The organism is Nocardioides sp. IC4_145, from assembly GCF_011250565.1.
Lineage (GTDB): Bacteria > Actinomycetota > Actinomycetes > Propionibacteriales > Nocardioidaceae > Nocardioides.
This window is the reverse complement of record NZ_JAANMS010000031.1, coordinates 13,222-38,657: the sequence shown is the minus strand read 5'-3', so window position 1 is coordinate 38,657 and position 25,436 is coordinate 13,222. Positions and strand designations below refer to the sequence as shown.

30 protein-coding genes are annotated in these 25,436 nt (G+C 74.4%); 15 read left to right on the top strand and 15 right to left on the bottom strand.

What is annotated here, in order from left to right:
* Positions 1-12 precede the first annotated feature (12 nt).
* Genes G6553_RS13730 through G6553_RS13720 form a run of 3 tightly spaced genes read left to right on the top strand, consistent with a single transcriptional unit; the run spans position 13 to position 2,602 of the window.
* Positions 13-1,707 (top strand): acetolactate synthase, encoded by a 1,695-nt coding sequence (locus G6553_RS13730; protein ID WP_166193894.1) that lies wholly within the window; start codon positions 13-15, stop codon positions 1,705-1,707.
* The gene (locus tag G6553_RS13725; RefSeq protein WP_166193891.1) at positions 1,707-2,207 is read left to right on the top strand and encodes a GNAT family N-acetyltransferase; all 501 of its coding nucleotides are present in this window, start codon (positions 1,707-1,709) and stop codon (positions 2,205-2,207) included. Before G6553_RS13730 ends, G6553_RS13725 begins: the two co-directional genes overlap by 1 nt.
* Complete coding sequence (locus tag G6553_RS13720; protein ID WP_166193888.1) at positions 2,204-2,602, top strand: thioesterase; 399 nt, start codon at positions 2,204-2,206, stop codon at positions 2,600-2,602. Before G6553_RS13725 ends, G6553_RS13720 begins: the two co-directional genes overlap by 4 nt.
* Positions 2,603-2,911: 309 nt before the next feature.
* Here G6553_RS13720 and rsrA read toward each other — a convergent pair whose 3' ends face one another.
* The 4 genes from rsrA to G6553_RS13700 form a co-directional block, all read right to left on the bottom strand.
* Positions 2,912-3,190, bottom strand: a complete 279-nt coding sequence (gene rsrA, locus G6553_RS13715) for a mycothiol system anti-sigma-R factor (protein ID WP_166193885.1) — start codon at positions 3,188-3,190, stop codon at positions 2,912-2,914.
* A complete protein-coding gene (locus tag G6553_RS13710; RefSeq protein WP_242680435.1) occupies positions 3,190-3,840 on the bottom strand; it encodes a sigma-70 family RNA polymerase sigma factor in 651 nt (216 codons plus the stop codon). Before G6553_RS13710 ends, rsrA begins: the two co-directional genes overlap by 1 nt.
* An 87-nt stretch (positions 3,841-3,927) precedes the next feature.
* Positions 3,928-4,578: an alpha/beta family hydrolase gene (locus tag G6553_RS13705; RefSeq protein ID WP_347565706.1), complete on the bottom strand. Its 651-nt coding sequence runs from the start codon at positions 4,576-4,578 to the stop codon at positions 3,928-3,930.
* Positions 4,575-5,342, bottom strand: coding sequence for an SOS response-associated peptidase (locus G6553_RS13700; protein WP_166193882.1), 768 nt, complete (start codon positions 5,340-5,342; stop codon positions 4,575-4,577). Before G6553_RS13700 ends, G6553_RS13705 begins: the two co-directional genes overlap by 4 nt.
* Positions 5,343-5,429: 87 nt before the next feature.
* Between G6553_RS13700 and aroA the strand changes: the two genes are divergently transcribed.
* Both aroA and rsgA read left to right on the top strand, forming a co-directional pair.
* Positions 5,430-6,710, top strand: coding sequence for a 3-phosphoshikimate 1-carboxyvinyltransferase (gene aroA / locus G6553_RS13695; RefSeq protein WP_166193880.1), 1,281 nt, complete (start codon positions 5,430-5,432; stop codon positions 6,708-6,710).
* Between the two features lie 9 nt (positions 6,711-6,719).
* Positions 6,720-7,712, top strand: coding sequence for a ribosome small subunit-dependent GTPase A (gene rsgA / locus G6553_RS13690; protein WP_166193877.1), 993 nt, complete (start codon positions 6,720-6,722; stop codon positions 7,710-7,712).
* On the opposite strand, the gene G6553_RS13685 is transcribed toward rsgA, so the two are convergent.
* Positions 7,706-8,080 carry a PaaI family thioesterase gene (locus G6553_RS13685; RefSeq protein WP_166193874.1) on the bottom strand — a complete coding sequence of 125 codons (375 nt, stop codon included), beginning with the start codon at positions 8,078-8,080 and terminating at the stop codon, positions 7,706-7,708. The two genes, rsgA and G6553_RS13685, sit on opposite strands and share 7 nt — an antisense overlap.
* A 133-nt stretch (positions 8,081-8,213) precedes the next feature.
* Here G6553_RS13685 and G6553_RS13680 point away from each other — a divergent pair, with 133 nt between their 5' ends.
* The gene (locus G6553_RS13680; RefSeq protein WP_166193871.1) at positions 8,214-9,077 is read left to right on the top strand and encodes a GTP-binding protein LepA; all 864 of its coding nucleotides are present in this window, start codon (positions 8,214-8,216) and stop codon (positions 9,075-9,077) included.
* Positions 9,078-9,125: 48 nt separating this feature from the next.
* Here the strand turns inward: G6553_RS13680 and G6553_RS13675 are convergent, their stop codons facing one another.
* Positions 9,126-9,575 (bottom strand): DUF2231 domain-containing protein, encoded by a 450-nt coding sequence (locus tag G6553_RS13675; protein ID WP_166193868.1) that lies wholly within the window; start codon positions 9,573-9,575, stop codon positions 9,126-9,128.
* 55 nt (positions 9,576-9,630) lie between these two features.
* Here G6553_RS13675 and G6553_RS13670 point away from each other — a divergent pair, with 55 nt between their 5' ends.
* From G6553_RS13670 to G6553_RS13645, 6 genes are all read left to right on the top strand, one after another.
* Positions 9,631-10,542, top strand: coding sequence for an inositol monophosphatase family protein (locus G6553_RS13670; RefSeq protein WP_347565705.1), 912 nt, complete (start codon positions 9,631-9,633; stop codon positions 10,540-10,542).
* Positions 10,543-10,625: 83 nt separating this feature from the next.
* Entirely contained in the window at positions 10,626-11,057 is a 432-nt protein-coding gene (locus G6553_RS13665) for a CBS domain-containing protein (RefSeq protein WP_166193862.1), read from the top strand.
* Between the two features lie 51 nt (positions 11,058-11,108).
* Positions 11,109-11,978: a DICT sensory domain-containing protein gene (locus G6553_RS13660; RefSeq protein WP_166193859.1), complete on the top strand. Its 870-nt coding sequence runs from the start codon at positions 11,109-11,111 to the stop codon at positions 11,976-11,978.
* 17 nt (positions 11,979-11,995) lie between these two features.
* Positions 11,996-13,318, top strand: coding sequence for an NAD(P)/FAD-dependent oxidoreductase (locus G6553_RS13655; RefSeq protein ID WP_347565704.1), 1,323 nt, complete (start codon positions 11,996-11,998; stop codon positions 13,316-13,318).
* On the top strand, positions 13,296-13,718 hold the full coding sequence (locus G6553_RS13650; RefSeq protein WP_207619764.1) for a hypothetical protein: 423 nt from the start codon (positions 13,296-13,298) through the stop codon (positions 13,716-13,718). The genes G6553_RS13655 and G6553_RS13650 overlap by 23 nt, the downstream gene beginning before the upstream one ends.
* 5 nt (positions 13,719-13,723) lie before the next feature.
* Positions 13,724-14,092, top strand: coding sequence for an FKBP-type peptidyl-prolyl cis-trans isomerase (locus G6553_RS13645; protein ID WP_166193856.1), 369 nt, complete (start codon positions 13,724-13,726; stop codon positions 14,090-14,092).
* Between the two features lie 18 nt (positions 14,093-14,110).
* On the opposite strand, the gene G6553_RS13640 is transcribed toward G6553_RS13645, so the two are convergent.
* Both G6553_RS13640 and G6553_RS13635 read right to left on the bottom strand, forming a co-directional pair.
* On the bottom strand, positions 14,111-14,344 hold the full coding sequence (locus G6553_RS13640) for an RNA-binding S4 domain-containing protein (RefSeq protein ID WP_166193951.1): 234 nt from the start codon (positions 14,342-14,344) through the stop codon (positions 14,111-14,113).
* Between the two features lie 65 nt (positions 14,345-14,409).
* Complete coding sequence (locus G6553_RS13635; protein WP_166193853.1) at positions 14,410-15,687, bottom strand: DUF445 domain-containing protein; 1,278 nt, start codon at positions 15,685-15,687, stop codon at positions 14,410-14,412.
* A gap of 44 nt (positions 15,688-15,731) precedes the next feature.
* Here G6553_RS13635 and G6553_RS13630 point away from each other — a divergent pair, with 44 nt between their 5' ends.
* On the top strand, positions 15,732-16,130 hold the full coding sequence (locus G6553_RS13630; protein WP_166193850.1) for an adenylyltransferase/cytidyltransferase family protein: 399 nt from the start codon (positions 15,732-15,734) through the stop codon (positions 16,128-16,130).
* An 89-nt stretch (positions 16,131-16,219) separates the two neighbouring features.
* A complete protein-coding gene (locus tag G6553_RS13625; RefSeq protein ID WP_166193847.1) occupies positions 16,220-17,839 on the top strand; it encodes an MXAN_6640 family putative metalloprotease in 1,620 nt (539 codons plus the stop codon).
* A gap of 179 nt (positions 17,840-18,018) precedes the next feature.
* Here G6553_RS13625 and G6553_RS13620 read toward each other — a convergent pair whose 3' ends face one another.
* Positions 18,019-18,639 (bottom strand): hypothetical protein, encoded by a 621-nt coding sequence (locus G6553_RS13620; RefSeq protein WP_166193795.1) that lies wholly within the window; start codon positions 18,637-18,639, stop codon positions 18,019-18,021.
* A 150-nt stretch (positions 18,640-18,789) separates the two neighbouring features.
* On the opposite strand from G6553_RS13620, the gene G6553_RS13615 reads away from it, so the two are divergent.
* The gene (locus G6553_RS13615; protein WP_166193844.1) at positions 18,790-19,218 is read left to right on the top strand and encodes a four-helix bundle copper-binding protein; all 429 of its coding nucleotides are present in this window, start codon (positions 18,790-18,792) and stop codon (positions 19,216-19,218) included.
* 29 nt (positions 19,219-19,247) lie between these two features.
* Here the strand turns inward: G6553_RS13615 and G6553_RS13610 are convergent, their stop codons facing one another.
* The 6 genes from G6553_RS13610 to G6553_RS13585 form a co-directional block, all read right to left on the bottom strand.
* Positions 19,248-19,589: a hypothetical protein gene (locus G6553_RS13610; protein ID WP_166193841.1), complete on the bottom strand. Its 342-nt coding sequence runs from the start codon at positions 19,587-19,589 to the stop codon at positions 19,248-19,250.
* A gap of 109 nt (positions 19,590-19,698) precedes the next feature.
* The gene (locus tag G6553_RS13605; RefSeq protein ID WP_166193838.1) at positions 19,699-20,538 is read right to left on the bottom strand and encodes an SDR family oxidoreductase; all 840 of its coding nucleotides are present in this window, start codon (positions 20,536-20,538) and stop codon (positions 19,699-19,701) included.
* Positions 20,539-20,626: 88 nt separating this feature from the next.
* On the bottom strand, positions 20,627-22,204 hold the full coding sequence (locus G6553_RS13600; protein WP_166193835.1) for an AMP-binding protein: 1,578 nt from the start codon (positions 22,202-22,204) through the stop codon (positions 20,627-20,629).
* The gene (locus G6553_RS13595) at positions 22,201-23,250 is read right to left on the bottom strand and encodes an acyl-CoA dehydrogenase family protein (RefSeq protein ID WP_166193832.1); all 1,050 of its coding nucleotides are present in this window, start codon (positions 23,248-23,250) and stop codon (positions 22,201-22,203) included. The genes G6553_RS13600 and G6553_RS13595 overlap by 4 nt, the downstream gene beginning before the upstream one ends.
* Positions 23,251-23,264: 14 nt before the next feature.
* On the bottom strand, positions 23,265-24,485 hold the full coding sequence (locus G6553_RS21805; RefSeq protein ID WP_166193829.1) for an acyl-CoA dehydrogenase family protein: 1,221 nt from the start codon (positions 24,483-24,485) through the stop codon (positions 23,265-23,267).
* 315 nt (positions 24,486-24,800) lie between these two features.
* The gene (locus G6553_RS13585; RefSeq protein WP_166193826.1) at positions 24,801-25,409 is read right to left on the bottom strand and encodes a TetR/AcrR family transcriptional regulator; all 609 of its coding nucleotides are present in this window, start codon (positions 25,407-25,409) and stop codon (positions 24,801-24,803) included.
* Between the last annotated feature and the right edge of the window lie 27 nt (positions 25,410-25,436).

Genomic DNA, 25,436 nt, shown 5'->3' with positions numbered 1-25,436 from the left:
TACCCTGCGGGCATGACCGACGCTGACGCAGAGATCTGGCCCGACCTCGACGCCGACACCCCGATCCCCGACGGGCACGTGCGGGGCCACGCCGGCGAGCTGGCGGTCGCCGTCGCGCAGGCGCACGGCGTGGAGACGATGTTCACCCTGTCGGGCGCGCACGTCTTCCCCCTCTACGACGGCGCGGTCAAGGCCGAGGTGCCGATGCGGCTCCTCGACGTGCGCCACGAGCAGACCGCGGCGTTCGCGGCCGAGGCCACCGGCAAGCTGACCCGCGTGCCGGGCCTGGCCGTGCTCACCGCCGGCCCGGGGGTGACGAACGGCGTCAGCGCGATCGCGCAGGCGCAGTTCGCCGGCTCCCCCATGGTCGTCGTCGGCGGCCGCGCCCCGCAGAACCGCTGGGGCAGCGGCAGCCTCCAGGAGCTCGACCAGCCGCCGATCGTCGCCTCGGTCTCCAAGGACGCGCGCACGCTGATGACCGCCGGCGACGTCGCGCCCGGCCTCGACCAGGCCTTCCGCGCGGCCGGCTCCTCGCACCGCGGGCCGGTCTTCGTCGACGTGCCGATGGACGAGCTCTTCGCCCAGGCCACCGTCCCCGCGCCGACCGCGGCGTCGCTGCCGCGCGGCGCCGAGCCGGACCCCGAGGCCGTCGAGCGCATCGTCGAGCTGCTGGCCGGCGCGTCCCGCCCCGTGCTCGTGCTGGGCACCGACGTGTGGGCCGACCGCGCCGAGGAGGCTGCGCTGCGGCTCGTCGAGACCGCCGGCGTCCCGACGCTCACCAACGGCATGGGCCGTGGCGTCGTCCCCGGCGGGCACCCCCTGCTCGTCACCAAGGCGCGCGGCCAGGCGCTCAAGGAGGCCGACCTCGTCATCGTCGTCGGCACCCCGCTGGACTTCCGCCTCTCCTACGGCGTCTTCGGTGACGCGAAGGTCGTGCACGTCGCGGACTCCCCGGGCCAGCTCTCCGCCCACGCGCACCTCGCGGCATCGGTCGCGGGCGACCTCACCACCGTCCTCGACGGGGTCCTCGCCGGGATCGAGCGCTCCGCGCGGCGCCCTGACTGGGCGGCGTGGGTCTCGACCCTGCAGGACACCGTCCGCGCCGGCGTCGAGCGCGACCGCGCCCTGCTGACCGCGGAGGCCGACCCGATCCACCCCGCCCGCATCTACGGCGAGCTGGTCCCCCGGCTCGCCGACGACGCGGTCGTGATCGGCGACGGCGGCGACTTCGTCAGCTTCGCCGGCAAGTTCGTCGAGCCCAAGCGGCCCGGCGGCTGGCTCGACCCCGGGCCGTACGGCTGCCTCGGCGCCGGCCTGGGCGCGGCCATCGCCGCGCGCATCGCCCGACCCTCCTCGCAGGTCGTGCTGCTCCTCGGCGACGGCGCGGCCGGCTTCTCGCTGATGGACGTCGACACCCTCGTGCGGCACCAGCTGCCGGTCGTCATGGTCATGGGCAACAACTCCGCCTGGGGCCTGGAGAAGGGCCCGATGCAGATGCTCTACGGCTACGACGTCGCCGCCGACCTCGCGCCCCGCACGGCGTACGACGAGGTGGTCAAGGCGCTCGGCGGCGCCGGCGAGACCGTCACCGACCCGCGCCAGGTCGGCCCCGCTCTCGACCGGGCGTTCGCCGCGAACGTGCCGTACCTCGTCAACGTCATCACCGACGTCGACGCGGCCTACCCGCGCGCCACCTTCGGGATCTGATGCTGCTGCGACGAGCGTCGCCCGCCGAGCTCGGGCCGGCGGGTGACGTCACCGTCGCGGCGTACGCCGACTTCGTGCTCGGGCCCGACGACCCGTACGTCGCGCGGCTGCGCGACGCCGCCCGGCGCGACCGGGAGGCGGAGCTGTGGGTGGCGGTCGACGACGGGATCGCCGGCAGCGGCGCGGTGCTCGGGACGGTCACGGTCTGCCCACCGGGGTCGCCGTGGCGGGAGGTGGCGCGGGAGGGCGAGGGTGAGCTCCGCATGCTCGCCGTCTCCCCCGCCGCCCAGGGCCGCGGGGTCGGCGCGGCCCTGCTCGACCTGGTCGTCGAGCGGTTCCGCCGCGAGGGCGCGCACGCGGTGGTGCTCTCCAGCCTGCCGCAGATGGCCGCGGCGCACCGGCTCTACACCCGCGCCGGCTTCACCCGGATGCCCGAGCGCGACCACTCCCCCGCCCCGCACGTGCAGCTGCTCGCCTTCCGGAAGGACCTCACCCGATGACCACCGCCACCCTGCCGTTCTCCGTCGGCGACGACGACACCGCGCTCGCCGTCGGCTCCGGCTCCCTGCCCGTCCTCGGCACGCCGCGGCTGCTGGCGTGGTGCGAGGCGGCGACCTGCGCCGCGATCGAGCCGGCGCTCGGCGCGGGCGAGACCTCGGTCGGCACTCGCGTCTCGCTCGACCATCAGGCCGCCAGCCCGCTCGGGCAGGCGCTCGAGGTCACCGCCACGACGGCGTACGTCGACGGGCGGCTGCACCGCTTCACCGTCGCCGCGCGGCACGTCGAGGTCGGCCCCGAGGGTCCCGTGGCCGGCAAGGTGGTCGCCACCGGGGAGGTCACCCGGGTGGTCGTCGACGCGGAACGGTTCCTGAGCCGGATTTCTCCTGGTTCGTGACATCTGGGAGACTGTCCGACGGCCCTTCGTGGGCGACGTACATCGATCCCAGGAGGACACCATGGGCAAGACCGGCCGCAAGCGCCGCGCTCGCAAGAAGAAGGGCGCGAACCACGGCAAGCGCCCCAACGCCTGAGCGCAGGCAAGACGCACTGGACCCCCGAGCCTCCCGGCCGGGGGTTCGTTGCTTTCCCGGGCCGCTCGCACGACCGGCGGCCCTTGTAACGCAGTGTTCGCCGCTGTGTAGGCACGTTGCAACGTGCCTACACAGCGGCGAACAGTGCGTTACATGTCCGGCGCGAGCGAGGCTCAGGCCTCGGTGATGCGGACCTGGACCTCGCGGATGCGGAGCATGACCCGCTCGCGGAGCTCGGCGGGGGCCGGCTCGGAGCAGGAGCGGGCGACGACCTGCTTGACGGTGCGCTGGAGGTCGTACTTCTCCAGGCAGGGGTTGCACGTGTCGAGGTGGACCCGGACGGCGGCGCAGTCGGCCTCGGCCAGCTCGTTGTCGATGAAGTAGACGATCTGCTCGAGGTAGTCCGCGCACTCCTGCGGGTCCACGTGCTGGTGGCGGGCGTCGTCGCTCATCACTTGCCCCCGTCGCGGCCGACGGTGAGGAGGTCGTTGGCGCGGACGTAGTCCGAGAGCATGTCGCGCAGCTGGCGGCGACCGCGGTGCAGCCGCGACATGACGGTGCCGATCGGCGTCTCCATGATCTCGGCGATCTCCTTGTACGCGAAGCCCTCGACGTCGGCGAGGTAGACGGCGAGCCGGAACTCCTCGGGCAGGCGCTGGAGGGCGTCCTTGACCTGGGAGTCGGGCAGGTGCTCGAGCGCCTCCATCTCCGCGGACTTCAGGCCGGTGGAGGTGTGCGACTCGGCCCGGGCGAGCTGCCAGTCCTCGACGTCCTCGGACATCGACTGCTGCGGCTGGCGCTGCTTCTTGCGGTAGGTGTTGATGAAGGTGTTGGTGAGGATCCGGTACAGCCAGGCCTTGAGATTCGTGCCCGGCCGGAACTGGTGGAAGGAGGAGTACGCCTTCGCGAACGTCTCCTGCACGAGGTCCTCGGCGTCGGCCGGGTTGCGCGTCATGCGCATCGCGGCGGAGTAGAGCTGGTCGAGGAACGGCAGCGCGTCGCGCTCGAAGCGCAGCGAGCGCTCCTCGTCGGTCTCGGAGGCGACGTCGACCGGGTCCACGGTCGAGGTGGCCCCCAGCGGGTCAGTGACGGAGTCAGTCATCGCGTCCCAGCGTACTCGCCGCTGGGGTGGGGTCGGCTCGGTCAGCACGGGGCGTTCCATCAGCACGGTCACGCCCAGCAGAACACCTCACCCCCGGCGCTGATTCCCGGTCACCTCGCGCACCAGCCACTCCAGCGTGCACTGCACCAGCAGGTCCATCGCCCCGGCCTGGTCGACGGCCCCGCGGGCCGGCACCTTGAAGCCGTGGTCGGCGTCGGGGACGACGGCCATCTCGACGTCGTCGGGGAACTCCTCGGGCCGCCCCATCGGGTCGCGCTCGCCCTGCACCACCAGGGTCGGCAGCCGGGCCCCGCGCAGCTCCTCGAGCCGGGAGCGCTCCGGCTTGCCGGGCGGGTGCAGCGGGAACGCCAGCGCCAGGCAGGCGACCGCGCCCAGCCTGCGCCCGACCCGCACCGCCGACCGGGCCCCGGCGGAGCGCCCGCCGACCACCAGGGGCGTGCGCACCCGCAGCTTGTCGGAGGCGGCGACGAGGCCCTCGTCGAGGATCCGTCCCGCCGGGGCGATCTTCTTCCCGGCGACCCTCCACGGCTGCTCGACGCGGACGACGGTGAAGCCGTGCCGCGGCAGGTTCGTGGCGAGCGCCTCCAGGTCGCGGCCGTCCACCCCACCCCCGGCGCCGTGGCCGAGCACCAGGGTGCCGACCGGTCGCGAGGCCCGGTTGGTGACGAGGCGGGCCGGGCCGTGCGGGGTGTCGACGACCCGCTCGCTCAGCGTCACTCGGCCACCTCCTCCAGCGGGAGCGGCTCGACGAGGTGCGCGCCGTTGTTGCGCACGTTGCTCACCTCGCGGGAGACGGGGTACGCCTCGAGCGTCCCGGGAGCGGCTGGCACGAGCAGGTCGAGCAGGGAGTCCTGCGGGGCGGTCGGGTCGAGCCAGGAGGCCCAGCGGTCGCGCTCGACCATCAGCGGCATCCGGTCGTGGATGTGGCCGAGGTCGTCCTCGGCGTCGGTGGTGATGACCGTGCAGGTCCACACGAACCGGTCCGGGTCGTCGTCGGCCTTCGCCGGGTCCCGCCAGATCTCGTAGAGGCCCGCCATCGCCAGCGTCCCGCCGTCCTGCGGGCGGATGAAGAACGGCTGCTTGAGCGGCTTGCCCGCCTTGGTCGTCTGCTGCGTGGGGTACCACTCGTAGTAGCCGTCCGCGGGCAGCAGGCAGCGACGCTTCGCGAACGCCCGCTTGTACGCCGGCTTCTCGGCCACCGTCTCCATCCGGGCGTTGATCATCCGGTTGCCGATGGAGACGTCCTTCGCCCAGGACGGGACCAGGCCCCACCGGAGCACCCGCAGCTGCCGCTCGGCGCGCCCGGCAGCTCGCTCCGCGACCTGCTCGCCGGACGGCGGCCGCTCCACGACGGCGTACACGTCCTTGGTGGGCGCGACGTTGTAGTCGGGCTCGAGCGGGGCCGCGATCCGAAGCGCGTCGACGTCGAACTCCTCGACGAGGTCCTCGGCCCGGCGGCTCGAGGCGTAGCGACCACACATGCGCGCCACCCTAGTGGCGTCCGCCCCCTGCGGCGGCCGAGCGGTGAGGGCGGTGCGGGGCGCGCGCCCCCGACTAGAGTGCGGCCCGTGACCGACCCTGCGCGCGCCGCCGTCGAGGACCCCTGGCCCGCGCCCCGCGCGCGCCGTCCGGTCGAGGCCACCGTGACGCTGCCGGGCAGCAAGTCGCTGACCAACCGGGCGCTGGTGCTGGCCGCCGTCGCCGACGGCCCCTCGGTCGTACGCCGTGCCCTGCGGTCGCGGGACACCTCGCTGATGGCGGCGGCGCTGACGTCGTTGGGGGCGCACGTCGACACCACCGGCGAGGACTGGCGCGTCACCCCCGGCGCGCTGGCCGGCGACACGGGTGTCGACTGCGGCCTGGCCGGCACCGTCATGCGGTTCGTGCCGCCGGTGGCGGGCCTCTCGACCGGGACGGTGTCCTTCGACGGCGACCCGCACATGCGGAAGCGGCCGGTCGGCGAGGTGCTCGGGGCGCTCCGCACGCTGGGGATCGACGTCGCCGGCGACGCCCTGCCGTTCGCGGTCCGCGGGACCGGCTCGGTGCCGGGCGGGACGGTCGTGGTCGACGCGTCGGCGTCCTCCCAGTTCATCTCCGCGTTGCTGCTGGCCGGTGCCCGCTACGAGCGCGGCGTCGACGTCCGGCACGAGGGCGCGCCGGTGCCCTCGCTCCCCCACATCGACATGACCGTCACGATGCTCCGCCAGCACGGGGTCGAGGTCGACGACGCCGACGCGGACCGGTGGACCGTCGCGCCCGGGCCGATCCGGGCCGTCGACCACCTCATCGAGCCGGACCTCTCCAACGCCGCGCCGTTCCTGGCGCTCGCCGCGCTCTCCGGTGGCACCGTGACCGTGCGCGACTGGCCGGCGCACACCACGCAGGCGGGCGACGCGCTCCGCGGCATCCTCGCCGCGATGGGCTGCGAGGTCTCCCTCCACGACGCCGGGCTGACCGTGACCGGCCCCGACGAGCTGCAGGGTGTGGACCTCGACCTGCACGACGTCGGCGAGCTCGCGCCGGCGGTCGCGGCGCTCTGCGCGCTGGCCACCACGCCGTCCCACCTGCGCGGCATCGCCCACATCCGCGGCCACGAGACCGACCGGCTCGCCGCGCTCGCGACCGAGCTCGGCCGGCTGGGGGCCGACGTCACCGAGCACCCCGACGGGCTCGAGCTGCGCCCGGCACCGCTGCACGGCGGCGTGTTCCGCACCTACGCCGACCACCGGATGGCCCACGCCGGCGTCGTCGTCGGCGCCGCGGTCGACGGCGTCCTCGTCGAGGACGTCGCGACGACCGGCAAGACCTTCCCCGACTTCGCCGGCTTCTGGGCCGGGCTGCTGGGGTAGGACGCGCGCATGTCGGGCCGCTACTCCACCCACGACCACGAGCACTACGAGCGACCCCGTCGCCACACGCGGCCGCGCACCAAGGACCGCCCGACGTACGACGACGCGGTCGACGGCGTCGTCGTGACCGTGGACCGCGGGCGGTTCACGCTGCTCGTCGACGGCGCCACGGTGATGGCGATGAAGGCGCGCCCGCTCGGGCGCAAGGGCGTCGTCGTGGGCGACCGCGTCCGGGTCGTCGGCGACACCTCCGGCTCGGACGGGTCGCTCGCCCGCATCGTCGAGGTGCGCGAGCGGGAGACCGTGCTGCGCCGGACCGCGGACGACGACGACCCGGTCGAGCGGGTGATCGTCAGCAACGCCTCCCAGCTGGTCGTGGTCACGGCGCTGGCCGACCCCGAGCCCCGCCCGCGCCTGATCGACCGCGCCCTCGTGGCGGCGTACGACGCCGGCATGCAGCCGCTGCTGTGCCTGACCAAGGCCGACCTGCGCGACCCCGAGACGCTGCTGGTGACCTACCGGTCGCTGGGCGTGCCGTGGGTGGTGACGCAGCGCGGTGGCGACGTCTCCGAGGTGCGCGAGCGGCTCGCGGGGCGCACGAGCGTGCTCGTCGGGCACAGCGGCGTCGGGAAGTCGACGCTGGTCAACGCGCTGGTGCCGGACGCCCACCGCGAGGTCGGGCACGTCAACGCGGTCACCGGTCGCGGCCGGCACACCTCGACGTCGGCGTACATGCTCGCGCTCCCGGGCGAGCAGGGCGGCTGGATCATCGACACCCCCGGCATCCGCTCCTTCGGGCTCGCGCACGTCGAGCCCGAGCACCTCATCGGCGCCTTCCCCGACCTCGACGAGATGACCGAGGACTGCCCGCGCGGCTGCACCCACGGCGGCGACGAGCCCGAGTGCGGCCTCGACGAGGCGGTCGCGGACGGCCAGGCCGACCCCGAGCGGGTCTCCTCGTTCCGGCGGCTGCTGGCCGCGCGGAGCGCGTCGGACTACTGACCGAGGAGCGCGAAGGTCGCGACCGCGTGCACGAGGTCCTTGCCGTCCTGCTCCACGCCGGCCTCGCAGACGGTGAGGTCCTGCCCCCGCTTGCGGACCTCCGCGGTGACCACGAGGGTGCCCGGCTTCCCGGGCCGTAGGTAGGTCACGGTCAGCTGGCTGGTCGCGGGCACCTGGTCCTCGCCGGCGCTGCGCACCGCCGCCCCCATGACGGTGTCGACCAGCGTGGCGAACAGGCCGCCGTGGACCGTCCCCGCGGGGTTCAGGTGGCGCTCGTCCACCTCGACCTCCAGCCGCGCGCTGCCGTCGCGGACCTCGGGCGCGCCGGCGCCGACGAGGTCGATGAAGCCGGTCGTGGTGGTGTCCATGGCGCACGGGTACCCGCCCGCGGGACGAGCACGCACGTGAGCGAGCCCCACGGCTCGACCAGTCCGCCGGGCGGCCTGCTCCGAAGAGCCCTACGTGCCTCCCTTCCCCGCCCGCCGGTCCCAGCCCCGGTCCTTGCCCTGGTCCGAGCCCCGGCTCGTCGCCCACGTCGACCGGCTGGCCGAGGAGCACCCGCCGATCGACCTGGCGACCTGCGACTTCACCGTGCGCCGACCCGCCGAGGTGGTGGCCCGGTTCGCGCCGGCGCTGGACTACATGGCCCGCGCCGAGCTCGAGGTCGAGCGCAACACCCTCGAGCTCGGCGTGCTGCTGCCGCACGCGCCCGACGTGGACCGGTACTTCTACCGCGAGGTCTGGCAGCCGCAGGAGTCCCACCACGGGCTCGCGCTCGACGAGCTGCAGGTGCGGCTCGGGCTGCCGCCCGCGCAGACCGACCTCACGACCCTGTCGCCGAAGATCCGCGCGGTCGGCGCGCTCGCCCACGTCGGCGCGCTCCAGGACGTCGTCCGGATGCTCTACTACCTGACGGGGATGACCACCGAGCGTTCGGCGCTGCTGGCCTACCACCGGCTCCACGACGGGCTGGTCGAGATGGGCGAGACCGCCGTCGCCGACACGATCATCACGCCCATCCGGCGGCAGGAGCCGGGACACTTCGCCTTCTACCAGCTCTCGGCGCGCGGCCTGTGGTCCCGGTTGGCGGAGTGGCAGCGTTGGCTCGTGCGACGGATGCGGGCGGTCTCGTTCGCCCCGGTCGCGGCCGGCGACGACAGCCGGAAGGCCGACGTCGGCGACATGATGGTCGCGCTCGGCATCGGCACGCCCGAGGCGGCCGACGAGTTCGTGCAGACGGTCGCCCGGACCGAGGCCGAGCTGCTCGGCGCGGCCGAGGCGGGGCTGGCCGTGCCGCCGTACATCGTCCGGTCGTTCCGCGAGTGCCTCGAGCTGGCCCGGGAGCGGGTCGCGCTCGCCTCGTGATGGCCGGCGTGCGCTCCGGCGCACGCTGGGCAGCACGAGGCGGGTGGGTCAGCCCTCGACGCCGTACCACGCGACCTGGGCGCCGGCGTCGCCCGTCAGCACGGCGTACACGACCGTGGCGACGCCGGTGACGGCCAGCAGCGCCGCGAGCAGCCAGCGGACCGCCCCGACGCGCCGGTGGAGCGCCGCGGCCGCGACGGCCACCACGGCGAAGGCGGCCACCACCAGCCGGAACACCTCGGCGCGCGACTCGTGGGTCTCGATGAGCTCGAGCAGCGGGCCGCCGTACTGGTTGGCCTCGGTGAGCTGCTCGCCGGAGAAGTACGCGATCCACACCGCGACCGCGGCCGGCACCACAAGCACGACCATCGGCCAGCGGATCCAGTCGCGCCACCGCGGGACCGCGGCGTACGCGACGCCGAACAGGGCCGAGACCGGGCCGAGCACGACGGCGGCGTGGACGACGAGGGCGTGCAGCGGGAGGCCGTTGATCTCCATGGATTGAATGTTGCACCACACCGCGCGCCGGTTGCTGAAAGTAGCCTGTGCGTCCGTGGCCACCCCGCACCCCGACTACACCGACGACCTGCGCCTCGCGCACGTGCTCGCCGACGACGCCGACTCGCTGACCATGGCGCGGTTCAAGGCGCTCGACCTGCACGTGATGAGCAAGCCGGACCTGACCCCCGTGACCGATGCCGACCAGGCCGTCGAGGAGGGGATCCGGCGGACGCTGTCGCGGGTCCGCTCCCGCGACGCGGTCACCGGCGAGGAGCAGGGCTCCACCGGCCACAGCCAGCGGCGGTGGATCGTCGACCCCATCGACGGCACCAAGAACTTCGTCCGCGGCGTGCCCGTCTGGGCCACGCTCATCTCGCTCGTCGTGGACGACGAGGTCGTCGTGGGCGTCGTGTCCGCGCCCCAGCTCCAGCGCCGCTGGTGGGCGTCGGCCGGCGGCGGCGCCTGGACCGGCCGGTCGCTGCTCAAGGCGACGCCCTGCCGGGTCTCCGACGTACGCCGCCTGGAGGACGCGTCGCTGTCGTACTCCTCCCTCTCCGGCTGGGACGAGCGCGGCCGGCTCGAGGACCTGCTGTCGCTGATGCGGCGCGTGTGGCGCACCCGCGCCTACGGCGACTTCTGGTCCTACATGCTGCTCGCCGAGGGGGCCGTGGACATCGCCGCCGAGCCCGAGCTCGAGGTCTACGACATGGCCGCCCTCGACGTGATCGTGCGCGAGGCCGGCGGCCGGTTCACCTCCCTCGACGGCACCGACGGCCCGTTCGGCGGCAACGCGCTCGCCTCGAACGGCCACCTGCACGACGCGGCCATGTCGTTCCTCGGCGCGCTGCCCGACCTCGGCGGCGACCCCGACGACCCGGACTGGCCGCGCTCCGGCCCCGGCTCGGTCTCCGACCTGCGGTCCCGGCGCCGGCCGAGCGGGGCCGGCGACCTGCCGCTCGACTGAACCACCCCGGGTCCTGCTCGCGGAGGCCTTTACACGAGCGGGCTCGGGAGTACCGTCGAGGGACTCGTCACGGGAGGTCGACCATGCGCATCAGCGAGGTCCTCGACAGCAAGCCACGCGCCGACGTGGTCACCATCCACCCCGACGCGGACGTCCGCGAGCTGGTCGCCGCGCTCGCCGAGCACAACGTCGGCGCCCTCGTCGTCAGCACCGATGGCACGTCGCTGGACGGCATCGTCAGCGAGCGCGACGTCGTGCGCCGCCTCCACGCCGACGGCACCGTGGTCGACGCCACGGTCGGCGCGATCATGACCGCGGTCGTCGAGACCTGCGGACCCGAGACCGGGCTCGACGAGCTGATGCGGACCATGACCGACCGGCGCATCCGCCACGTCCCGGTCGTCGAGGACGGCCGACTGGTCGGCATCGTGAGCATCGGCGACGTCGTCAAGCACAAGATCGACCAGCTCCAGTTCGAGCGCGACCAGCTCGACAGCTACGTGCACCAGACCTGAGCGCGGGATGTCGAAGTTTCCCCTTCGGTTGTTGAGGTAACGTCTACGGACATGAACAACCTGTTGCGTTCCGGCGCCGGGCTGACCATCGGGGACCTGGCCGAGCGGACCGGGGTGGCCCCAGCGACGCTGCGGATGTGGGAGACGCGGCACGGGTTCCCCGAGCCGGTGCGCCGGGAGTCCGGGCACCGGCGGTATGCCGAGGCCGACGTCGAGGCGGTGCGCGAGGTCGTGCGGCGCCGCGAGGAGGGGGTGCGGCTGGACCGGGCGATCAGCCAGGCCGTCGAGCAGGTCCGCGCGGCCGCGGCGCCGACGCCGGACTCGGTCTTCGCCGAGCTGCGACGGCGCCACCCCCACCTCCAGCCGCAGCGGCTGACGAAGGCGACGCTGCTCGCGCTGTCGTGGGCGATCGAGGACGAGTTCTGCGCCCGGGCCGAGCGGGCGACGCTCTTCGGGTCGTTCCAGGACGAACGGTTCTACGCCCCCGCCGCACGCCGCTGGGAGGAGCTCGCCCGGGTCTCGCGGGCGGCCTTCGCGCTGGCCGCCGGCGCGCCGGACCCCCACGCCACCCACGTGCACCACGTGCCGCTGGCCGAGGACTCGCCGCTGCGCCGCGAGTGGACCGTGGTGTGCGACTCCGCCGACCTGCCGGCCGTGCTGGCCGCCTGGGAGCTGCCCGGCCAGGACGGCGTGCCCGACCGGGATCGCGTCTTCGAGGCGGTCTGGGGCGTCGACCCACGGGCCGTGCGCGACGCCGCCCGCGTCTGCGCCCGCGTCGCCGCCGACGTCGGCGTCGAGGAGGCCCGGCCGGTCCTCTTCGAGCTGGCCGACGACCCGGCGCCGCGGGTCGTGGACCTGGCGACGGTCTCCACCCTCTTCAACCGGGTGGTCGCGTACGTCGACCGCTTCGGCCGCGGCTGAGGCAGGGCGAGCCGGCCGTGCACGCGAACGCCGAGGCCGACGTCGTCGTCGTGGGAGCCGGGCTCGCCGGCCTGCGCTGCGCCCGCGCGCTGGTCGACGCCGGGCTGGACGTGGTCGTGCTCGAGGCGACGGGCCGGGTCGGCGGCCGGGTGCGCACCGACCGCGTCGACGGGTTCCTCGTCGACCACGGCTTCCAGCTGCTCAACCCCGCGTACCCGGCCGTGCGGCGGTGGGTGGACACCGACGCGCTGGGCCTGCAGCCGTTCCCCGCCGGCGTCCTCGCGCGCACCGACGGCGCCGAGGACGGCGCCGGGGGTGGCGCCGAGCTGCTCGCCGACCCGCTGCGCGAGCTCGGGCTCACCCGGCGCACCGCCCGGTCCGTCGCGGTCCGTCCGCGCGAGGTGCTCGCGCTGCTGCGCTGGGCCCGCCCGCTCGTCGGCCCGGGACGCGGCCTGGCCGACCGGGTGACCCCGCGCCGCGGCGACGTCACCCTGCGCGACTCGCTGGACCGGGCGGGCGCCTCGGGCCTGCTGCGGACCGTGCTCGAGCGGTTCCTCGCCGGGGTCCTCCTCGACGGCCCCGGCACGACCGCCGACGCCTACGCGCTGCTCCTGGCCCGCACCTTCGCGGCCGGCACGCCCGCGCTGCCGGCCGCCGGCATGGCCGCGCTCCCCGCCCAGCTGGCCGCCGGCCTCGGTGACCGGGTCCGGCTGCGCACGCCGGTCGAGGGCGTCGACACCACCGGCGCCCACCCCGTGCTGCTCACCCCCGCCGGCACCACCCGCGCGCGGTCGGTGGTCGTCGCCACCGACGGCCTCACCGCCTCCCGGCTCACTGGCACCCCGGCCCCGTCGCCCCGGGGCGTGGTCACCCAGTGGTGGGAGGTCGAGGACCTCGGGGGACGCCGCGACCGCCACGCGCCCGGCGTCCTCGCCGTCGACGCCCGCACGCGACCCACCGGCCCCGTGGTCAACACGGCCGTCGTGTCGGCCGCGGCGCCGACGTACGCCCCGTCGGGGAGGCACCTCGTCCAGGCCTCCGCGCTGCTGCGCCGGGGTGTCGCGGTGCCCTCGGAGGGCCGGATGCGCCGGCACGCGGCCGACCTGCTCGGGATCGGCTCCGTCGGTTGGAGCGAGGTCGCCCGGCACGAGGTGCCGCACGCGCTGCCCGCACAGCCGGTGCCGTTCACGGCCCGGCGGCCCGTCGTCGTGCGTCCGGGGCTCCTCGTCTGCGGCGACCACCGCGACACCGCCTCGATCCAGGGCGCGCTCGTCAGTGGTCAGCGCGCCGCCCGGGCCGTGCTCACGAGCCTGGACCGTGCGCGTGCCGACGGCGCCTGAGGCGCTGCTGGTCGGCGCGACCGCCCTGCACGCCGGCTTCCAGCTGACGGTGACCGCGCTCGTCTACCCCCGCCTCGCCGACACCGCACCCGCAGCCTGGCCCCGGGAGCACGCACGGCACAGCCGCACGATCGCGCCCCTCGTCGCCGTCGTGTACGCCGCCGTGCTGACCGCCTGCGGGTGGGCGCTGGCCGACCCGGGGCCGGCGGTCGTGGCGGCCGCGGCCGCGAGCGCGGTCGCCCTCGGCACCACGGCCCTGCTCGCCGCTCCCCTGCACGGCCGGCTCGCGCGCACCGGCCCCGACCCGCGGCTGGTGCGCCGCCTGCTCGCCGCGGACCGGGCCCGCGCGGTGGCCGCGGTCGCCGCCGTGCCGGCCGCACTCGTGGCCGCCGTAGGGTGAGCCGCATGGACAAGCCCGAGATCGACTTCCCCGACTTCGACCCGCCGACCGACCTGCAGATCACCGACGTCACCGTCGGCGACGGCCGGGAGGCGGCCGCCGGCAACACCGTCGAGGTGCACTACGTGGGCGTCGCCCACTCCACCGGCGAGGAGTTCGACGCGTCGTACAACCGCGGCGAGCCGCTGCGCTTCCGCCTCGGCATCGGCCAGGTCATCTCCGGCTGGGACACCGGCGTGCAGGGGATGAAGGTCGGCGGCCGCCGCCAGCTCGTCATCCCGCCGCACCTGGGCTACGGCGACCGGGGCGCCGGCGGCGTCATCAAGCCCGGCGAGACGCTGATCTTCGTCGTCGACCTGCTCGGCGTCAGCTGAGCGCCAGCACCACCTGCGTCACCAGGGCAGGTCGTCCGTGGTGTCCTGGTCGGACACCCGGGCGGCCTGTCCCTTCAGCTCCACCACGTCGCCGATGCGGAGCTGGCGCCCTCGGCGGGTCTCCACCTCGCCGTTGACCAGCACCAGCCCGTCGGCGATGACCGGCTTGGCCTCGGCCCCGGTCTCCACCAGGTTCGCGAGCTTCAGGAACTGCCCCAGCCGGATCGACTCGTCGCGGATCGCGACGTCCATCGGCTCGGGGGCCGCCGGCTCGTCGGGCCCGCCCTCGCTCGGGGTCTTCCTCCACGGCAGTCGCATCAGTGGATCATGACCGAGATCGCGTGGATCAGCACACCGACGAGGCCGCCGACGATCGTGCCGTTGATGCGGATGAACTGCAGGTCCCGGCCGACGTGCAGCTCGATCCGCCGCGCCGCCTCCTTGCCGTCCCACCGCTCGATGGTGGACGTGATGACGGTGGTCACCTCCGCGCCGTACCGCTCGACGGCGAAGACCGTCGCGTCCGCGGCGAGCCCGTCCAGCCGCGTCCGGAGCGCCTGGTCGGTGAGCAGCCGCTCGGCGAACGCGTGGGCCTCGGTGAGCAGCCGCTGACGGACCGCGCCCTCGGGGTCGCGCAACGAGCCGGTGAGCCCCCGGCGCAGCGCGTTCCACAGCGAGACGCTGGACGCGATGACCTGCGGGTGGTCGAGCAGCCGGTCCTTGAGCCGCTCGGTCCGCTCCTGGGTCGCGGGGTCCTCGAGCAGGTCGGTGGCGAGCTGCTCGAGCATCGAGTCCAGTGCCCGACGGGCGTGGTGGTGCGGGTCGTCGCGGATGTCGGCCACCCAGCGCACCAGCTCGAGGTGGACCCGGGTGGTGACCCGCTCGTTGATGCTCGGCGGCGACCACCACGGCGCCCGCTCACCGAGGATCTCGGTGACCGTGTCGGGGTTGTCGACCAGCCAGTCGTGCATCTCGGTGAGCGCGAGGTCGACCAGGCCGTGGTGCAGGTCGTCGCGGAGCGTCTCGCTGAGCAGGCTGCCGAGCAGCGGCGAGATCGGCTCCTCGTGGAAGCGCGGCACCAGCGCGTCGCGGATGAGGCTCTCGACGTGGTCGTCGCGGACCTTGCCCAGCGCGATGACCGCGACGTCGCTGACCTCGTCGACGACCCGCCGGGCGTGCTCGGGCTCGCCGAGCCAGCGCCCGACCCGCAGCGAGATCGTCGCCGCGTCGACCCGCTCGCGGATGATGTCCTCCTGCAGGAAGTTCTCCCCCACGAACTCCTCGAGCCCGCGGCCCAGGTCGTCCTTGCGCCTGGGGATCAGCGCGGTGTGCGGCACCGGCAGGCCGAGCGGGTGGCGGAACAACGCCGTCACCGCGAACCAGTCGGCGATCGCACCGACCATCGAGGCCTCGGCGCCGGCGTTCACGAACCCGAGCACGCCGTCCTGGCCGAGCGTGGCGACGTACACCGCCGCGGCCAGCAGCAGCAGGCCCACCGCGATCGTGCGCATCTGCCGCAGGCCCTTGGCCCGCAGCTCGTCGGCCTCGGGGTCGGCGGTGATCAGGGGGATGCTGGTGGTTTCGCGCGTGGTCATCACCGACATCCTGACCGACGGCCCCGCATGGCAGGATCACCCGCATGTCACGCACGGTCATCACGTTCGGCACGTTCGACGTCTTCCACGTCGGCCACCTGCGGGTGATCGAGCGAGCCGCGGCTCTCGGCGACCGGCTGGTCGTCGGCGTCTCGGCCGACGAGCTCAACCTGCGCAAGAAGGGCCGCGAGCCGGTCTTCAGCCAGGCCGAGCGGCTCGCGATCGTGGCCGCGCTCAAGCCGGTCGACGAGGTCTTCGTCGAGGAGAGCCTCGAGCTCAAGCGGCACTACATCACCGAGCACGGCGCCGACGTCCTCGTGATGGGCGACGACTGGGCCGGCCGCTTCGACGAGATGAAGGACCTCTGCGAGGTCGTCTACCTGCCGCGCACACCGGCCATCTCGACCACCGCGCTCATCGAGAAGATCTCCGCGACCTCCTGACCAGGTGCCCCCGGGCGCCCGCGGTTTCGCGCGGCCCCGCCCGGGCACGCTGGTGCCCGTCCCCCCACCCGGAGAGAGGCCTCCTCCTCATGCGTCGTTCCTTCGCGGCCGTCCTGGTCGCACTCAGCACCGGCCTGGCCGTGCTGCCCGCCACCGCCGCCTCCTCGGCCGACCCCGGGTCGTCCCCGGCGACCGCGGCCGCTCCTGCCGCCGCTCCCGCCGGCGAGGAGCCCGCGGTCGAGGCGGCGCGTCGTGCGTTGCAGGAGGCCACCGTGGTGCTGGGCGCCGACGTGGCTCCCGCCGCCGGCCTGGCCCGGCGCTCCGCATCAGCCGCCGCACCGGCCGTCGCACCGGGCGGGCAGCGGCCCGACGCGACGCTGGTGCTGCGCGACCTCGCCGTCGCCCTGCCCGCGCTCGAGGGGACCGAGCGCCGCCAGGCCGAGGCGCTGCTCGCGCGCCCGACCGACGGCGGCCGGGACCAGTACGGCGACGGCTACTCGGTGCCGTCGAAGAAGAAGTGCTCGCGCCACTTCTGCCTCCACTACGTCACCAGCACCGCCGACCGCCCCACCTCCGAGGCCTGGGCCAGGAAGAACCTCACGGTCCTGAACAAGGTCTGGCGCAAGGAGGTCACGAAGATGGGCTACCGCGCGCCCGTCAAGGACGGCAACCGCGGCGGCAACGGCAAGTTCGACGTCTACCTCAAGGAGCTCGGAAGCAAGGGCCTCTACGGCTACTGCGCGCCGGAGTACCGCAAGAAGGGCACGAAGTGGGTGGCCTCGGGCTACTGCGTGCTCGACAACGACTTCGCGCAGGCGCAGTACGGCGCGCCCCCGGGCAAGAGCCTCAAGGTCACCGCGGCGCACGAGTTCTTCCACGCCGTGCAGTTCGCCTACGACTACAACGAGGACCGGTGGCTCATGGAGTCCACCGCCACCTGGATGGAGGAGCAGGTCGCCGACGGCGCGAACGACAACCGGCAGTACCTCGCCTCCGGGCAGGTCAAGCTGCCGGTCTCCTCGCTCGACGTCTTCCAGCCCCAGGGGTTCGCGCAGTACGGCAACTGGCCGTTCTGGGAGTACCTCTCGGGCCGCTTCGGCAACGGGATCGTGAAGCAGGTCTGGAACAAGGCCGGCGCGTTCAAGGGCGCACCGAACATGTACTCCGCCCAGGCGCTGCGCAAGACCATCGGCAAGCGAGGCGGCGGCCTGCCCGCGGTGTTCGCGTCGTACGCCGCCGCCAACACCGCCCCGGCCCGCTACTACCCCGAGGGCGCGGCCTGGCCGAAGGCCGGCTTCACCAAGCGGGTGACGCTCGACAAGACCTCCCGCAAGGCCTCGGCCACCGTACGGATCAACCACCTGGCCTCGCGCAACATCGGCGTCCGGCCCGGCGCCGGCCTCAGCGGGAGGAAGTGGGGTCTGCGGATCACCGTCAACGCGCCGAATCGCGCCTCCGGCCCGGCCGTCCACGTGCTCGTCCGGAAGAAGAAGGGCGCCTGGGGACGCAAGGCGATCCCGCTGAGCAAGAAGGGCTACGGCCGCCGGACCGTCGACTTCGGCGGGTCGAGGATCAGCGGCGTCACCATCACCCTCGCCAACGCCTCCACCCGCTACCGCTGCTACCAGGGCACGAACCTCTCCTGCCGCGGCAAGTCCCGCGACCAGAACAAGAAGTTCAGCGTCCAGGTGAAGGCCGTCAAGCGCTGACCGCCACCGCTGGCTGGTGTCCGGTGTTCGATGTCCGGCCGCCGGGCGGTCGTTTCATCAAGGTATGCGGGGAATGCCGCACTCCCCTGGGTGAGCTCCGCCAGGGAAGTGACGGTCCGACTGCATACCTTGATGAACCGACACCGGCTGGGCCGCCGCCCGGCACCGATCGGCGTCGGTCAGCGGCCGCCGCGGAGGGGCCCGCCGAGCAGGCCGTCCAGGGTGTCGGTGAGGCCATCGGTCGTGCCCTGGACGGCGCCGGTCACGGGCGCGAGCGCGCCGCCGGTCAGGCCGTCGACGGCACCGACGGCGCCGGCCACGACGGGGTCGACGAGCCGCGAGACCGGGCCGCGACGGTCGTCCTCGGGTTCGGGTCCGGGATTGGATCCGGGATCGGGCCCGACCGGGGCGGGCCCGTCCTGTCCGGGGGCGGGGTCGCCGCCCGGGTTCGTCGGGCCGGAGCCGGGGCCGGGGTCCGAGGGGCTGCCGGGCGACCCGCCCGGCGACGTACCGCCCTGGGGTGCGGGAGCCACGCCGTCACCGGCGGCGAGGCCACCGGCCGGGGCGCCGACGCCGACGGTCGGGCCGTCGACGCCGGCGGCCGGAGCGGCGGCCCGGACGAGCACCCGCGCCTCGGCGACCTGCTGGGCGAGCGGCCCGCTCGGCGGCTGGGCCACGGGCAGGCCGGGCAGATCGGTGTCGGTGACGTAGAGCGTGGTGACGGTCATGAGCACGAACGCCGCCGCGCCGATGCCAAGGGCGCCGTACCCGATCCGCAGGTCGCGCTGCGGCTTGCTCATCGGTGCGCTGAAGCCCACCGGCCCTCCCTCGTGTCGTGCTGCCTGGCCCCCGTGCCCGAAGCCGACAACGACCGAGCCCGACCACGGTAACGGCGCGGCGGGGAGCGGCGCAGCGGTATGGACCGGTCGGCGCGCGGCTACCCCTCCGCCATGACGACGACAGCCACCGACCCGTCCGACGCCGACCTGAGGACCGTCCTCCGCAGTCACCCCGGCGAGCACGACGTCGACCTGTCGGCACTGGCGACGGCCGTCGAGCTGCTCGGCGAGTGCGTGGCCACCTGCCGCGCCTGTGCGGACGCCTGCCTCGACGAGGAGATGGTCGCCGACCTGGTCGCGTGCATCCGCGGCGACCTCACCTGCGCCGACGTGTGCGCGACGACGGCGGCGGTGCTGGTGCGACGCCCGACCGACCCAGGGCTGGTGCGGTCGCTCGTCGAGGCGTGCATCGCGGCGTGCGGGGCCTGCGCGACCGAGTGCGAGCGGCACGCCGGCATGCACGAGCACTGCCGCGCCTGCGCCGAGGTGTGCCGCCGCTGCGAGCGCGCCTGCCGCGACCTGCTGGCCGCGCTCGGCTGACCCGGACCGGCCGGTCCCGCGCGGGCCGGCTAGGACTCGTCGACGAAGCGGACCGGACCGGTGTCGGGGCGGTGCCCCTCGAGGTTCAGCGTGGCGTCCTCGCGGATGATCCGCCGCACGTCCTCGCGGTCCGGCCGCTCGTCGTCGGTGCGGGCGACGTCGATCACCTGCCGGCCGTCGACCTCGACGTCGGGGTCGAGCGCGGCGTCGTACCCGTGCCGCGTGAGCGCCGCGACGACCGCCGCCGGGTCCTGCCCGAGCGGCACGGCGTACCGCAGGCGCGTGGACGGCATCTCGTCCGACACGCGCGTCCCGCCGGCGCGACGGCCGCCGAGCGCCACCAGGCCACTGGTGCTCAGGAAGTAGAGCACCGCGATGCCGATGACCAGGATGAGCAGGAAGGGGATCGCGCCACCGACGAGGGACCTCCGAGGTTCCGGGACGTGAGGGACACGTCCCGGTCCCCGGAGGCCGCCGGGGCTAGACCTGCGGCCCGGAGGCGCGGCGGGCGCGCTCCTCGTAGGCGGCACGTGCCGCCGGGTCGGCCTGCGCCAGCACCGAGTCGGCCTGGGTCAGCCTGGCCATGGCGTCCTGCACCGTGCGCGGCAGCAGCGAGGTCACCTTCACCAGGCCCTGCGACCAGCGCGGCACCCACATCTCGGCCTTGGGCGAGCGGACCGCCTGCTCGATGACCTTCGCGACGTCGTCGGCGGTGACCGGCTTGACGCCCTTCGCGGCCGGCACGCCGGCGGCGAGCTCGGTCTGCACGACGGTCGGCAGCACGACGGTCACGTCGATGCCGTGCGGGCGCAGCTCGGAGCGGATGGCCTCGCTGAAGCCGACGGCGGCGAACTTGGAGGCGGAGTACGTCGCCCCGTCGGCGACCGCGAGCCGGCCCACCGCGGAGGCGACGTTCACGATGTGGCCGTGGCCGCGGTCGACCATCCCGGGAGCGACGGCCTTGGTGCCGAAGATGACCCCGTGCAGGTTGACGTCGACGATGGCCTTCGTGACGCCGTCGGGCTCCTTGAGCACCGAGCCCAGCGGCATGATGCCGGCGTTGTTCACCAGCACGTCGAACGGGCCGAGCGCGGAGACGTCGTCGAGGAACGTGCGCCACGACTCGGGGTCGGTGACGTCGAGCGACGCGGCCTTCACGCGGTCGCCGTACGGCGCGGCGACCAGCTCGGCGAGGTCGACGTCGCGGTCGCCGATGGCGACCTTCGCGCCCTGGCGCGCGAAGCGCTCGACCGTCGCCTTGCCGATGCCGCGGGCACCGCCGGTGACGATGACGGACAGGCCGGAGATCTCTCGGGGCATGGCGATGGTTCCTTCCGATTCTGACAGGGCTTCCTGTCAGTCTGGACAGTGACAGCGTTTCTGTCAACGACTCCCGGCGGGTGGGCGGTCAGCCGCGGACCAGGGTGCGGACGGCCTTGCGGTCGGTCTTGCCCACGCTGGTGAGCGGGACGGCGTCGACGACGAGCACCTCGCGGGGGTACTTGTACGCCGCGAGCCGACCCTTGGCGTACGTCACCAGGTCGTGGCCGGTCAGCGTCGAGCCGGGCTGGACCGACACCACCGCGACGACCTCCTCGCCGCTGGCCGGGTCCGGGCGACCCACGCACGCGGCCGAGGTGACCTCGGGGTGGGTGAGCAGCGCGTCCTCGACGTCGCGCGGGAAGACGTTGAACCCGCCGCGGATGATGAGGTCCTTGACGCGGTCGACGACGTAGAGGAACCCGTCCTCGTCGAGGTGGCCGATGTCGCCGGTGTGCAGCCAGCCGTCGACGACGGTCTGCGCGGTGAGCTCCGGCTCGTTCCAGTAGCCCAGCATCACGCCGGGGCCACGCACGCAGATCTCGCCGTCCTCGCCGGCGGGCACCGGCTGCCCGGCCGGGTCGAGGATCGCCACCTCGGCGTGCGGCAGCGGCTTGCCGACGCTGCCGGCGCGCCGCTCGTGCATGGTCGAGGCGGAGACGACCGCGCTGGCCTCGGTGCAGCCGTAGCCCTCGAGCACCACGACGCCGAGCCGGTCCTCCACCTTTTGGCGCAGCGCCTCGGAGAGCGGAGCGCCGCCGGAGCCGAAGGACTGCAGCGAGGACAGGTCGTGGTCGTCGAGCGGCTCGGCCAGCAGCATCGTCAGCATCGACGGCACCACCGGGCTGGACTCGAGGCGGTGCTCCTGGACCAGCTCCAACCAGCTCTTCGCGTCGAACCACCGCTGCAGGACGGACACGCCGCGCCGCTCGCTGTGCATCCCGCCGACCACGACGATCAGCCCGTAGGCGTGCGAGAGCGGCAGCGGGAGCAGCGAGCGGGTGGAGTCCATCGTGCGGGCCACCGCGTCGATGCCGGCTCCGCTCTCCCACAGGCCGCGGTGGCTGAGCATGACGCCCTTGGCGCGACCGGTCGTCCCGCCGGTGTAGAGCAGCGCGGCGAGGTCGTCGTCGGCGCGTGGCTCGATCGGAAGCGGGTCGGCGGTCTCGAGCTCGGCGTACGGGCGGGTGCCCGGCGTCGGCTCGGCCTCCTCCCCCACCACGAGCACCTCGAGGTCGAGCCCCTCGGCGGCCGACTGGAGCAGCGGCAGCAGCTCGGGGGTGACCACCACGGCGCGGGCGCCGGAGTCGGTGAGGATGTGGCGCAGCTCCGGCGGGGTCTGCAGGAACAGCACCGGCGTCACGACCGCGCCGGCCCGCCAGACGGCGCGGTAGGTGATGAAGACCTCCGGGGTGTTCATCATCAGCACGACGACGCGGTCGCCGACCTGGATGCCGATCCGCCGCAGGCCGCCGGCCACGCGGGCGGCCCGCTCGTGGATGCTGCCCGAGGTGTGCCACCGCCCCTCGAAGAACAGCGCCTCGTGGTCGCCGTGCCGCTCGAAGGACCGCTCGGCCAGCACGGCGAGGTTGTGCTCGCCGGGCTGCGCCGCGGTCGTCCCGCTGGTCCCGCTCGACTGCCGCGGGTCCACGGTGGACGCGCTCATCGGGCGGCCACCGCGGCCTCGGCCGAGGCGCCGGCCTCGGCGCTCGGGCCGTCGCCGGCCAGCGCCTGCGCGATCGCGAGCCGGGCGACCTCGTCGTACGCCGCCACGTCGTCGCCGAGCAGGAACCGGTCGACCTTGGCGCGCCGCCAGTACAGGTGCGCGTCGTGCTCCCAGGTGAAGCCGATCCCGCCGTGCACCTGGATGAGCGTCTCCGCGGCGGTCGTGAGCGTCGTGGCGGCGGCGGCCTTCGCGGCGGCCGCGGCCATCGGGAGCTTGTCGTCCGCTTGGTCGGCGGCCCACGCGGCCCACCACACGAGCGAGCGCAGCTGCTCGACCTGCACGTAGACGTCGACCAGCGCGTGCTTGACGGCCTGGTAGGAGCCGATGGCCCGGCCGAACGCCTGGCGCTCCCGGGCGTAGGCGACGCCGATCTCCAGGGCGCGCCCGGCCGCCCCGAGGTCCTCGGCGGCCAGGACGACCCGGCCGACCCGCTCGGCGTGCTCCCACCGCAGCCGCGCGTCGGGAGCGAGCACCTCGACGTCGCCGAGCACGACCTGGCCCAGCCCGCGGGTGGGGTCGATCGGCGCGCGCACGTCGACCGCGCCCGGCCCGCAGACCAGGTCGTCGCCGCGCAGCGTTAGGAAGGTGTCGGCCGAGGCGGCGTCGAGAACCGGCCCGGTGCCGTCGACGACAGCCACCCGGAGGCTGCCGTCGACGAGGCGCGCGAGCCGCTCGTCGTCGCCGGCGAGCAGGACCGCGGCGCGCGCGAAGGTGATGAGGGACGGCCCGGCGAGCACCCGGCCGGCCTGCTCGGCGACCACGGCGAGGTCGAGGAGCGAGCCTCCCCCGCCGCCGGCCGACTCGGGAACGGTGATGGTCGCGAAGCCGCTGGCGACCAGGGCGTCGCGCCCCGGGGCCAGCGCGGCCGCGGCCGGGTGGTCGGCGTCCAGGGCCGCGCGGGCCACGGCGGGCGAGGCCGAGGAGGCCAGGAAGTCACGAGCGGACGCGGCGAGGTCGCGCTGCTCGTCGTCGAGGTCGAAGTTCATGTCGTTCTCCTGTCTCAGGCGCCCGCGGCGGCGAGGCTCTCGCGGAAGGTGACGCCCTTGTCGGCGCGGGGCTCCGGCGGCAGGCCCAGGACCCGCTCGCCGATGACGTTGCGGAGCACCTGGTCGGTGCCGCCCGCGATGGCCATGCCCGGGAGCACGGCCTGGAGGTCCTGCCAGGTGCTCGAGCCGGACGGCCCGACGGCGTACGCCGCGTGCTCGCCGAGGACGCGCACGGCGAGGTCGGCGAGGTCGCGGGCGGACCTGGTGCCGGCGAGCTTGCCGGCCGAGGCCTCCGGGCCGGGGAGGTCGCCGCGGCTGATCGCGGAGAGCTGGCGGTAGCCGGTGTAGCGGGTGCCGAGGCTGTCGACGTACGCCCGGCCGAGCTCCTGGCGCACCAGCGCCTGCCGGTCCGCGGAGAGGTCGCCGACGTGACGGGCGACGTGCTCGGCGATCGCGGCGGAGCCGACGCCGATCTCGGTGCCGCCACCGCCGAGCGAGAGCCGCTCGCTCATCAAGGTGGTCAGCGCGACCCGCCAGCCGTCGCCGACGTCGCCGAGCCGCTCCTCGTCGGGGACGACCACGTCGTCGAAGAAGACCTCGTTGAAGTCCGCCCCGCCGCTCATCTGCCGCAGCGGCCGGACCGTCACGCCGGGTGCCTTCATGTCGACGACGAACATCGTCAGGCCGCGGTGCTTGGCGACGTCGGGGTCGGTGCGCGTGAGCACGATGCCGTGGTCGGCGAGGTGGGCCAGGGTCGTCCACACCTTCTGGCCGCTGATCCGCCAGCTGCCGTCCTCGGTGCGCACCGCCCTGGTCCGGAGCGCGGCCAGGTCGCTGCCGGAGGCCGGCTCACTGAAGAGCTGGCACCACACGTCGTCGGCGCGCAGCAGGCGCTTGAGGTAGCGGCGGTGCTGCTCGGGGCTGCCGTGGTGGATGACCGTGGGGCCGCACATGCCGATGCCGATCAGGTTGATCAGCCCGGGCACCTCGGCGCGGGCCAGCTCCTGGTCGACGATGGCCTGCTGCATCGGCGTGCCGCCCTGGCCCCCTGCCTCGACCGGCCACGTCACTCCGACCAGCCCGCCGTCGTACAGCAGCGCCTGGCGGGCCCGCGCGACCCGGTCGTCGAAGCGCTGCTCGTCGCCGCGACGGCCGAGCTCCTCGCGGTGCTCCTCGATGAAGGCGCGCACCTTCGCCCGCCAGGCCGCCTCGTCCGGGGTGTCGTCGAAGTCCACGACGCAGGTCCTCTCGGTTCGCGTGCGACGCGGCGAGTGTGAGCCACGCCACGTCCGGGAACCGGACTGTAACTTACCTGCGAGCCTGCAGGTAAGTGGTTTGGGGGGTCGGGGTGAGGACGGCACGATGCAGCGGTCACCGGTTCACCGGTGACCCCCTCGCTTACCGGGGAAGATCTCCCGTGGGAAGCGCGAGGGTCGCCTGAGAAGTGGTGCTGGCGGGGCTGGCGGGACGCGACGGGCCCGTCCCGTCCGAGGCGCACCCAGGGCGGTACGTCGAGCCGCATGCAGGGGTGGACGCGACCGGAGCCGCCGTCAGCCGAGACCGGCGAGCAGCTGGTCGCGGGCCGGCGGCCACGACCGCTGCACCTGCGGCTCGCTGGCCACCGCGCGCAGCATCCGCAGGCCGCGGATCGTCGCGATCGCGGTGACCATCAGCGGCTTGAAGTCCTCGCGCCCCACCAGCTCCGGAGCGACCCGAGCAGCGGCGGTCGCCAGGGTCCGCTGGACGGCCCCGTCGAACTCCACCAGGTGACGGTGGAGGTCCTCGTCGGTGCGGGCCGCGACGAACAGCTCCAGCTGCGCGGACGACACCGGCCCGCTGAAGATCTCCCAGAGGCGGTCCAGCAGCACGGCGTACTGCCCGGCCGGGCCGTCCGCGACGTCCAGCGGTCGGCCCACGAGGTCGTCGACCAGCCGGTCCGTCAGGTGCGCGAGCGCCTGGACGACCAGGTCGGCCTTGGTCGCGAAGTAGTGCGCCTGCGCGCCGCGCGTCACCCCCGCCCGCTCGCAGACCGTCGTCGCGGTCAGCCGGGCGTAGCCCCGGTCGACCAGCACCTCGATCGTGGCGTCCAGCAGGGCGCCCCGGGTGCTCGCACGCCGCTCGGCCTGGGTACGCCGCGCCGGGCGCGAGGAGGTGGGCACGCGCCGCAACCTACCCGCGCACCCCGC

What these genes read in the sequence shown, in the direction of transcription:
- G6553_RS13730 (WP_166193894.1), top strand. Translation starts at nt 13, where the DNA reads ATGACCGACGCTGACGCAGAGATCTGGCCCGACCTCGACGCCGACACC.
- G6553_RS13725 (WP_166193891.1), top strand. Translation starts at nt 1,707, where the DNA reads ATGCTGCTGCGACGAGCGTCGCCCGCCGAGCTCGGGCCGGCGGGTGAC.
- G6553_RS13720 (WP_166193888.1), top strand. Translation starts at nt 2,204, where the DNA reads ATGACCACCGCCACCCTGCCGTTCTCCGTCGGCGACGACGACACCGCG.
- rsrA (WP_166193885.1), bottom strand. Translation starts at nt 3,190, where the DNA reads ATGAGCGACGACGCCCGCCACCAGCACGTGGACCCGCAGGAGTGCGCG.
- G6553_RS13710 (WP_242680435.1), bottom strand. Translation starts at nt 3,840, where the DNA reads ATGACTGACTCCGTCACTGACCCGCTGGGGGCCACCTCGACCGTGGAC.
- G6553_RS13700 (WP_166193882.1), bottom strand. Translation starts at nt 5,342, where the DNA reads ATGTGTGGTCGCTACGCCTCGAGCCGCCGGGCCGAGGACCTCGTCGAG.
- rsgA (WP_166193877.1), top strand. Translation starts at nt 6,720, where the DNA reads ATGTCGGGCCGCTACTCCACCCACGACCACGAGCACTACGAGCGACCC.
- G6553_RS13685 (WP_166193874.1), bottom strand. Translation starts at nt 8,080, where the DNA reads ATGGACACCACCACGACCGGCTTCATCGACCTCGTCGGCGCCGGCGCG.
- G6553_RS13675 (WP_166193868.1), bottom strand. Translation starts at nt 9,575, where the DNA reads ATGGAGATCAACGGCCTCCCGCTGCACGCCCTCGTCGTCCACGCCGCC.
- G6553_RS13665 (WP_166193862.1), top strand. Translation starts at nt 10,626, where the DNA reads ATGCGCATCAGCGAGGTCCTCGACAGCAAGCCACGCGCCGACGTGGTC.
- G6553_RS13660 (WP_166193859.1), top strand. Translation starts at nt 11,109, where the DNA reads ATGAACAACCTGTTGCGTTCCGGCGCCGGGCTGACCATCGGGGACCTG.
- G6553_RS13645 (WP_166193856.1), top strand. Translation starts at nt 13,724, where the DNA reads ATGGACAAGCCCGAGATCGACTTCCCCGACTTCGACCCGCCGACCGAC.
- G6553_RS13640 (WP_166193951.1), bottom strand. Translation starts at nt 14,344, where the DNA reads ATGGACGTCGCGATCCGCGACGAGTCGATCCGGCTGGGGCAGTTCCTG.
- G6553_RS13635 (WP_166193853.1), bottom strand. Translation starts at nt 15,687, where the DNA reads ATGACCACGCGCGAAACCACCAGCATCCCCCTGATCACCGCCGACCCC.
- G6553_RS13630 (WP_166193850.1), top strand. Translation starts at nt 15,732, where the DNA reads ATGTCACGCACGGTCATCACGTTCGGCACGTTCGACGTCTTCCACGTC.
- G6553_RS13625 (WP_166193847.1), top strand. Translation starts at nt 16,220, where the DNA reads ATGCGTCGTTCCTTCGCGGCCGTCCTGGTCGCACTCAGCACCGGCCTG.
- G6553_RS13620 (WP_166193795.1), bottom strand. Translation starts at nt 18,639, where the DNA reads ATGAGCAAGCCGCAGCGCGACCTGCGGATCGGGTACGGCGCCCTTGGC.
- G6553_RS13615 (WP_166193844.1), top strand. Translation starts at nt 18,790, where the DNA reads ATGACGACGACAGCCACCGACCCGTCCGACGCCGACCTGAGGACCGTC.
- G6553_RS13605 (WP_166193838.1), bottom strand. Translation starts at nt 20,538, where the DNA reads ATGCCCCGAGAGATCTCCGGCCTGTCCGTCATCGTCACCGGCGGTGCC.
- G6553_RS13600 (WP_166193835.1), bottom strand. Translation starts at nt 22,204, where the DNA reads ATGAGCGCGTCCACCGTGGACCCGCGGCAGTCGAGCGGGACCAGCGGG.
- G6553_RS13595 (WP_166193832.1), bottom strand. Translation starts at nt 23,250, where the DNA reads ATGAACTTCGACCTCGACGACGAGCAGCGCGACCTCGCCGCGTCCGCT.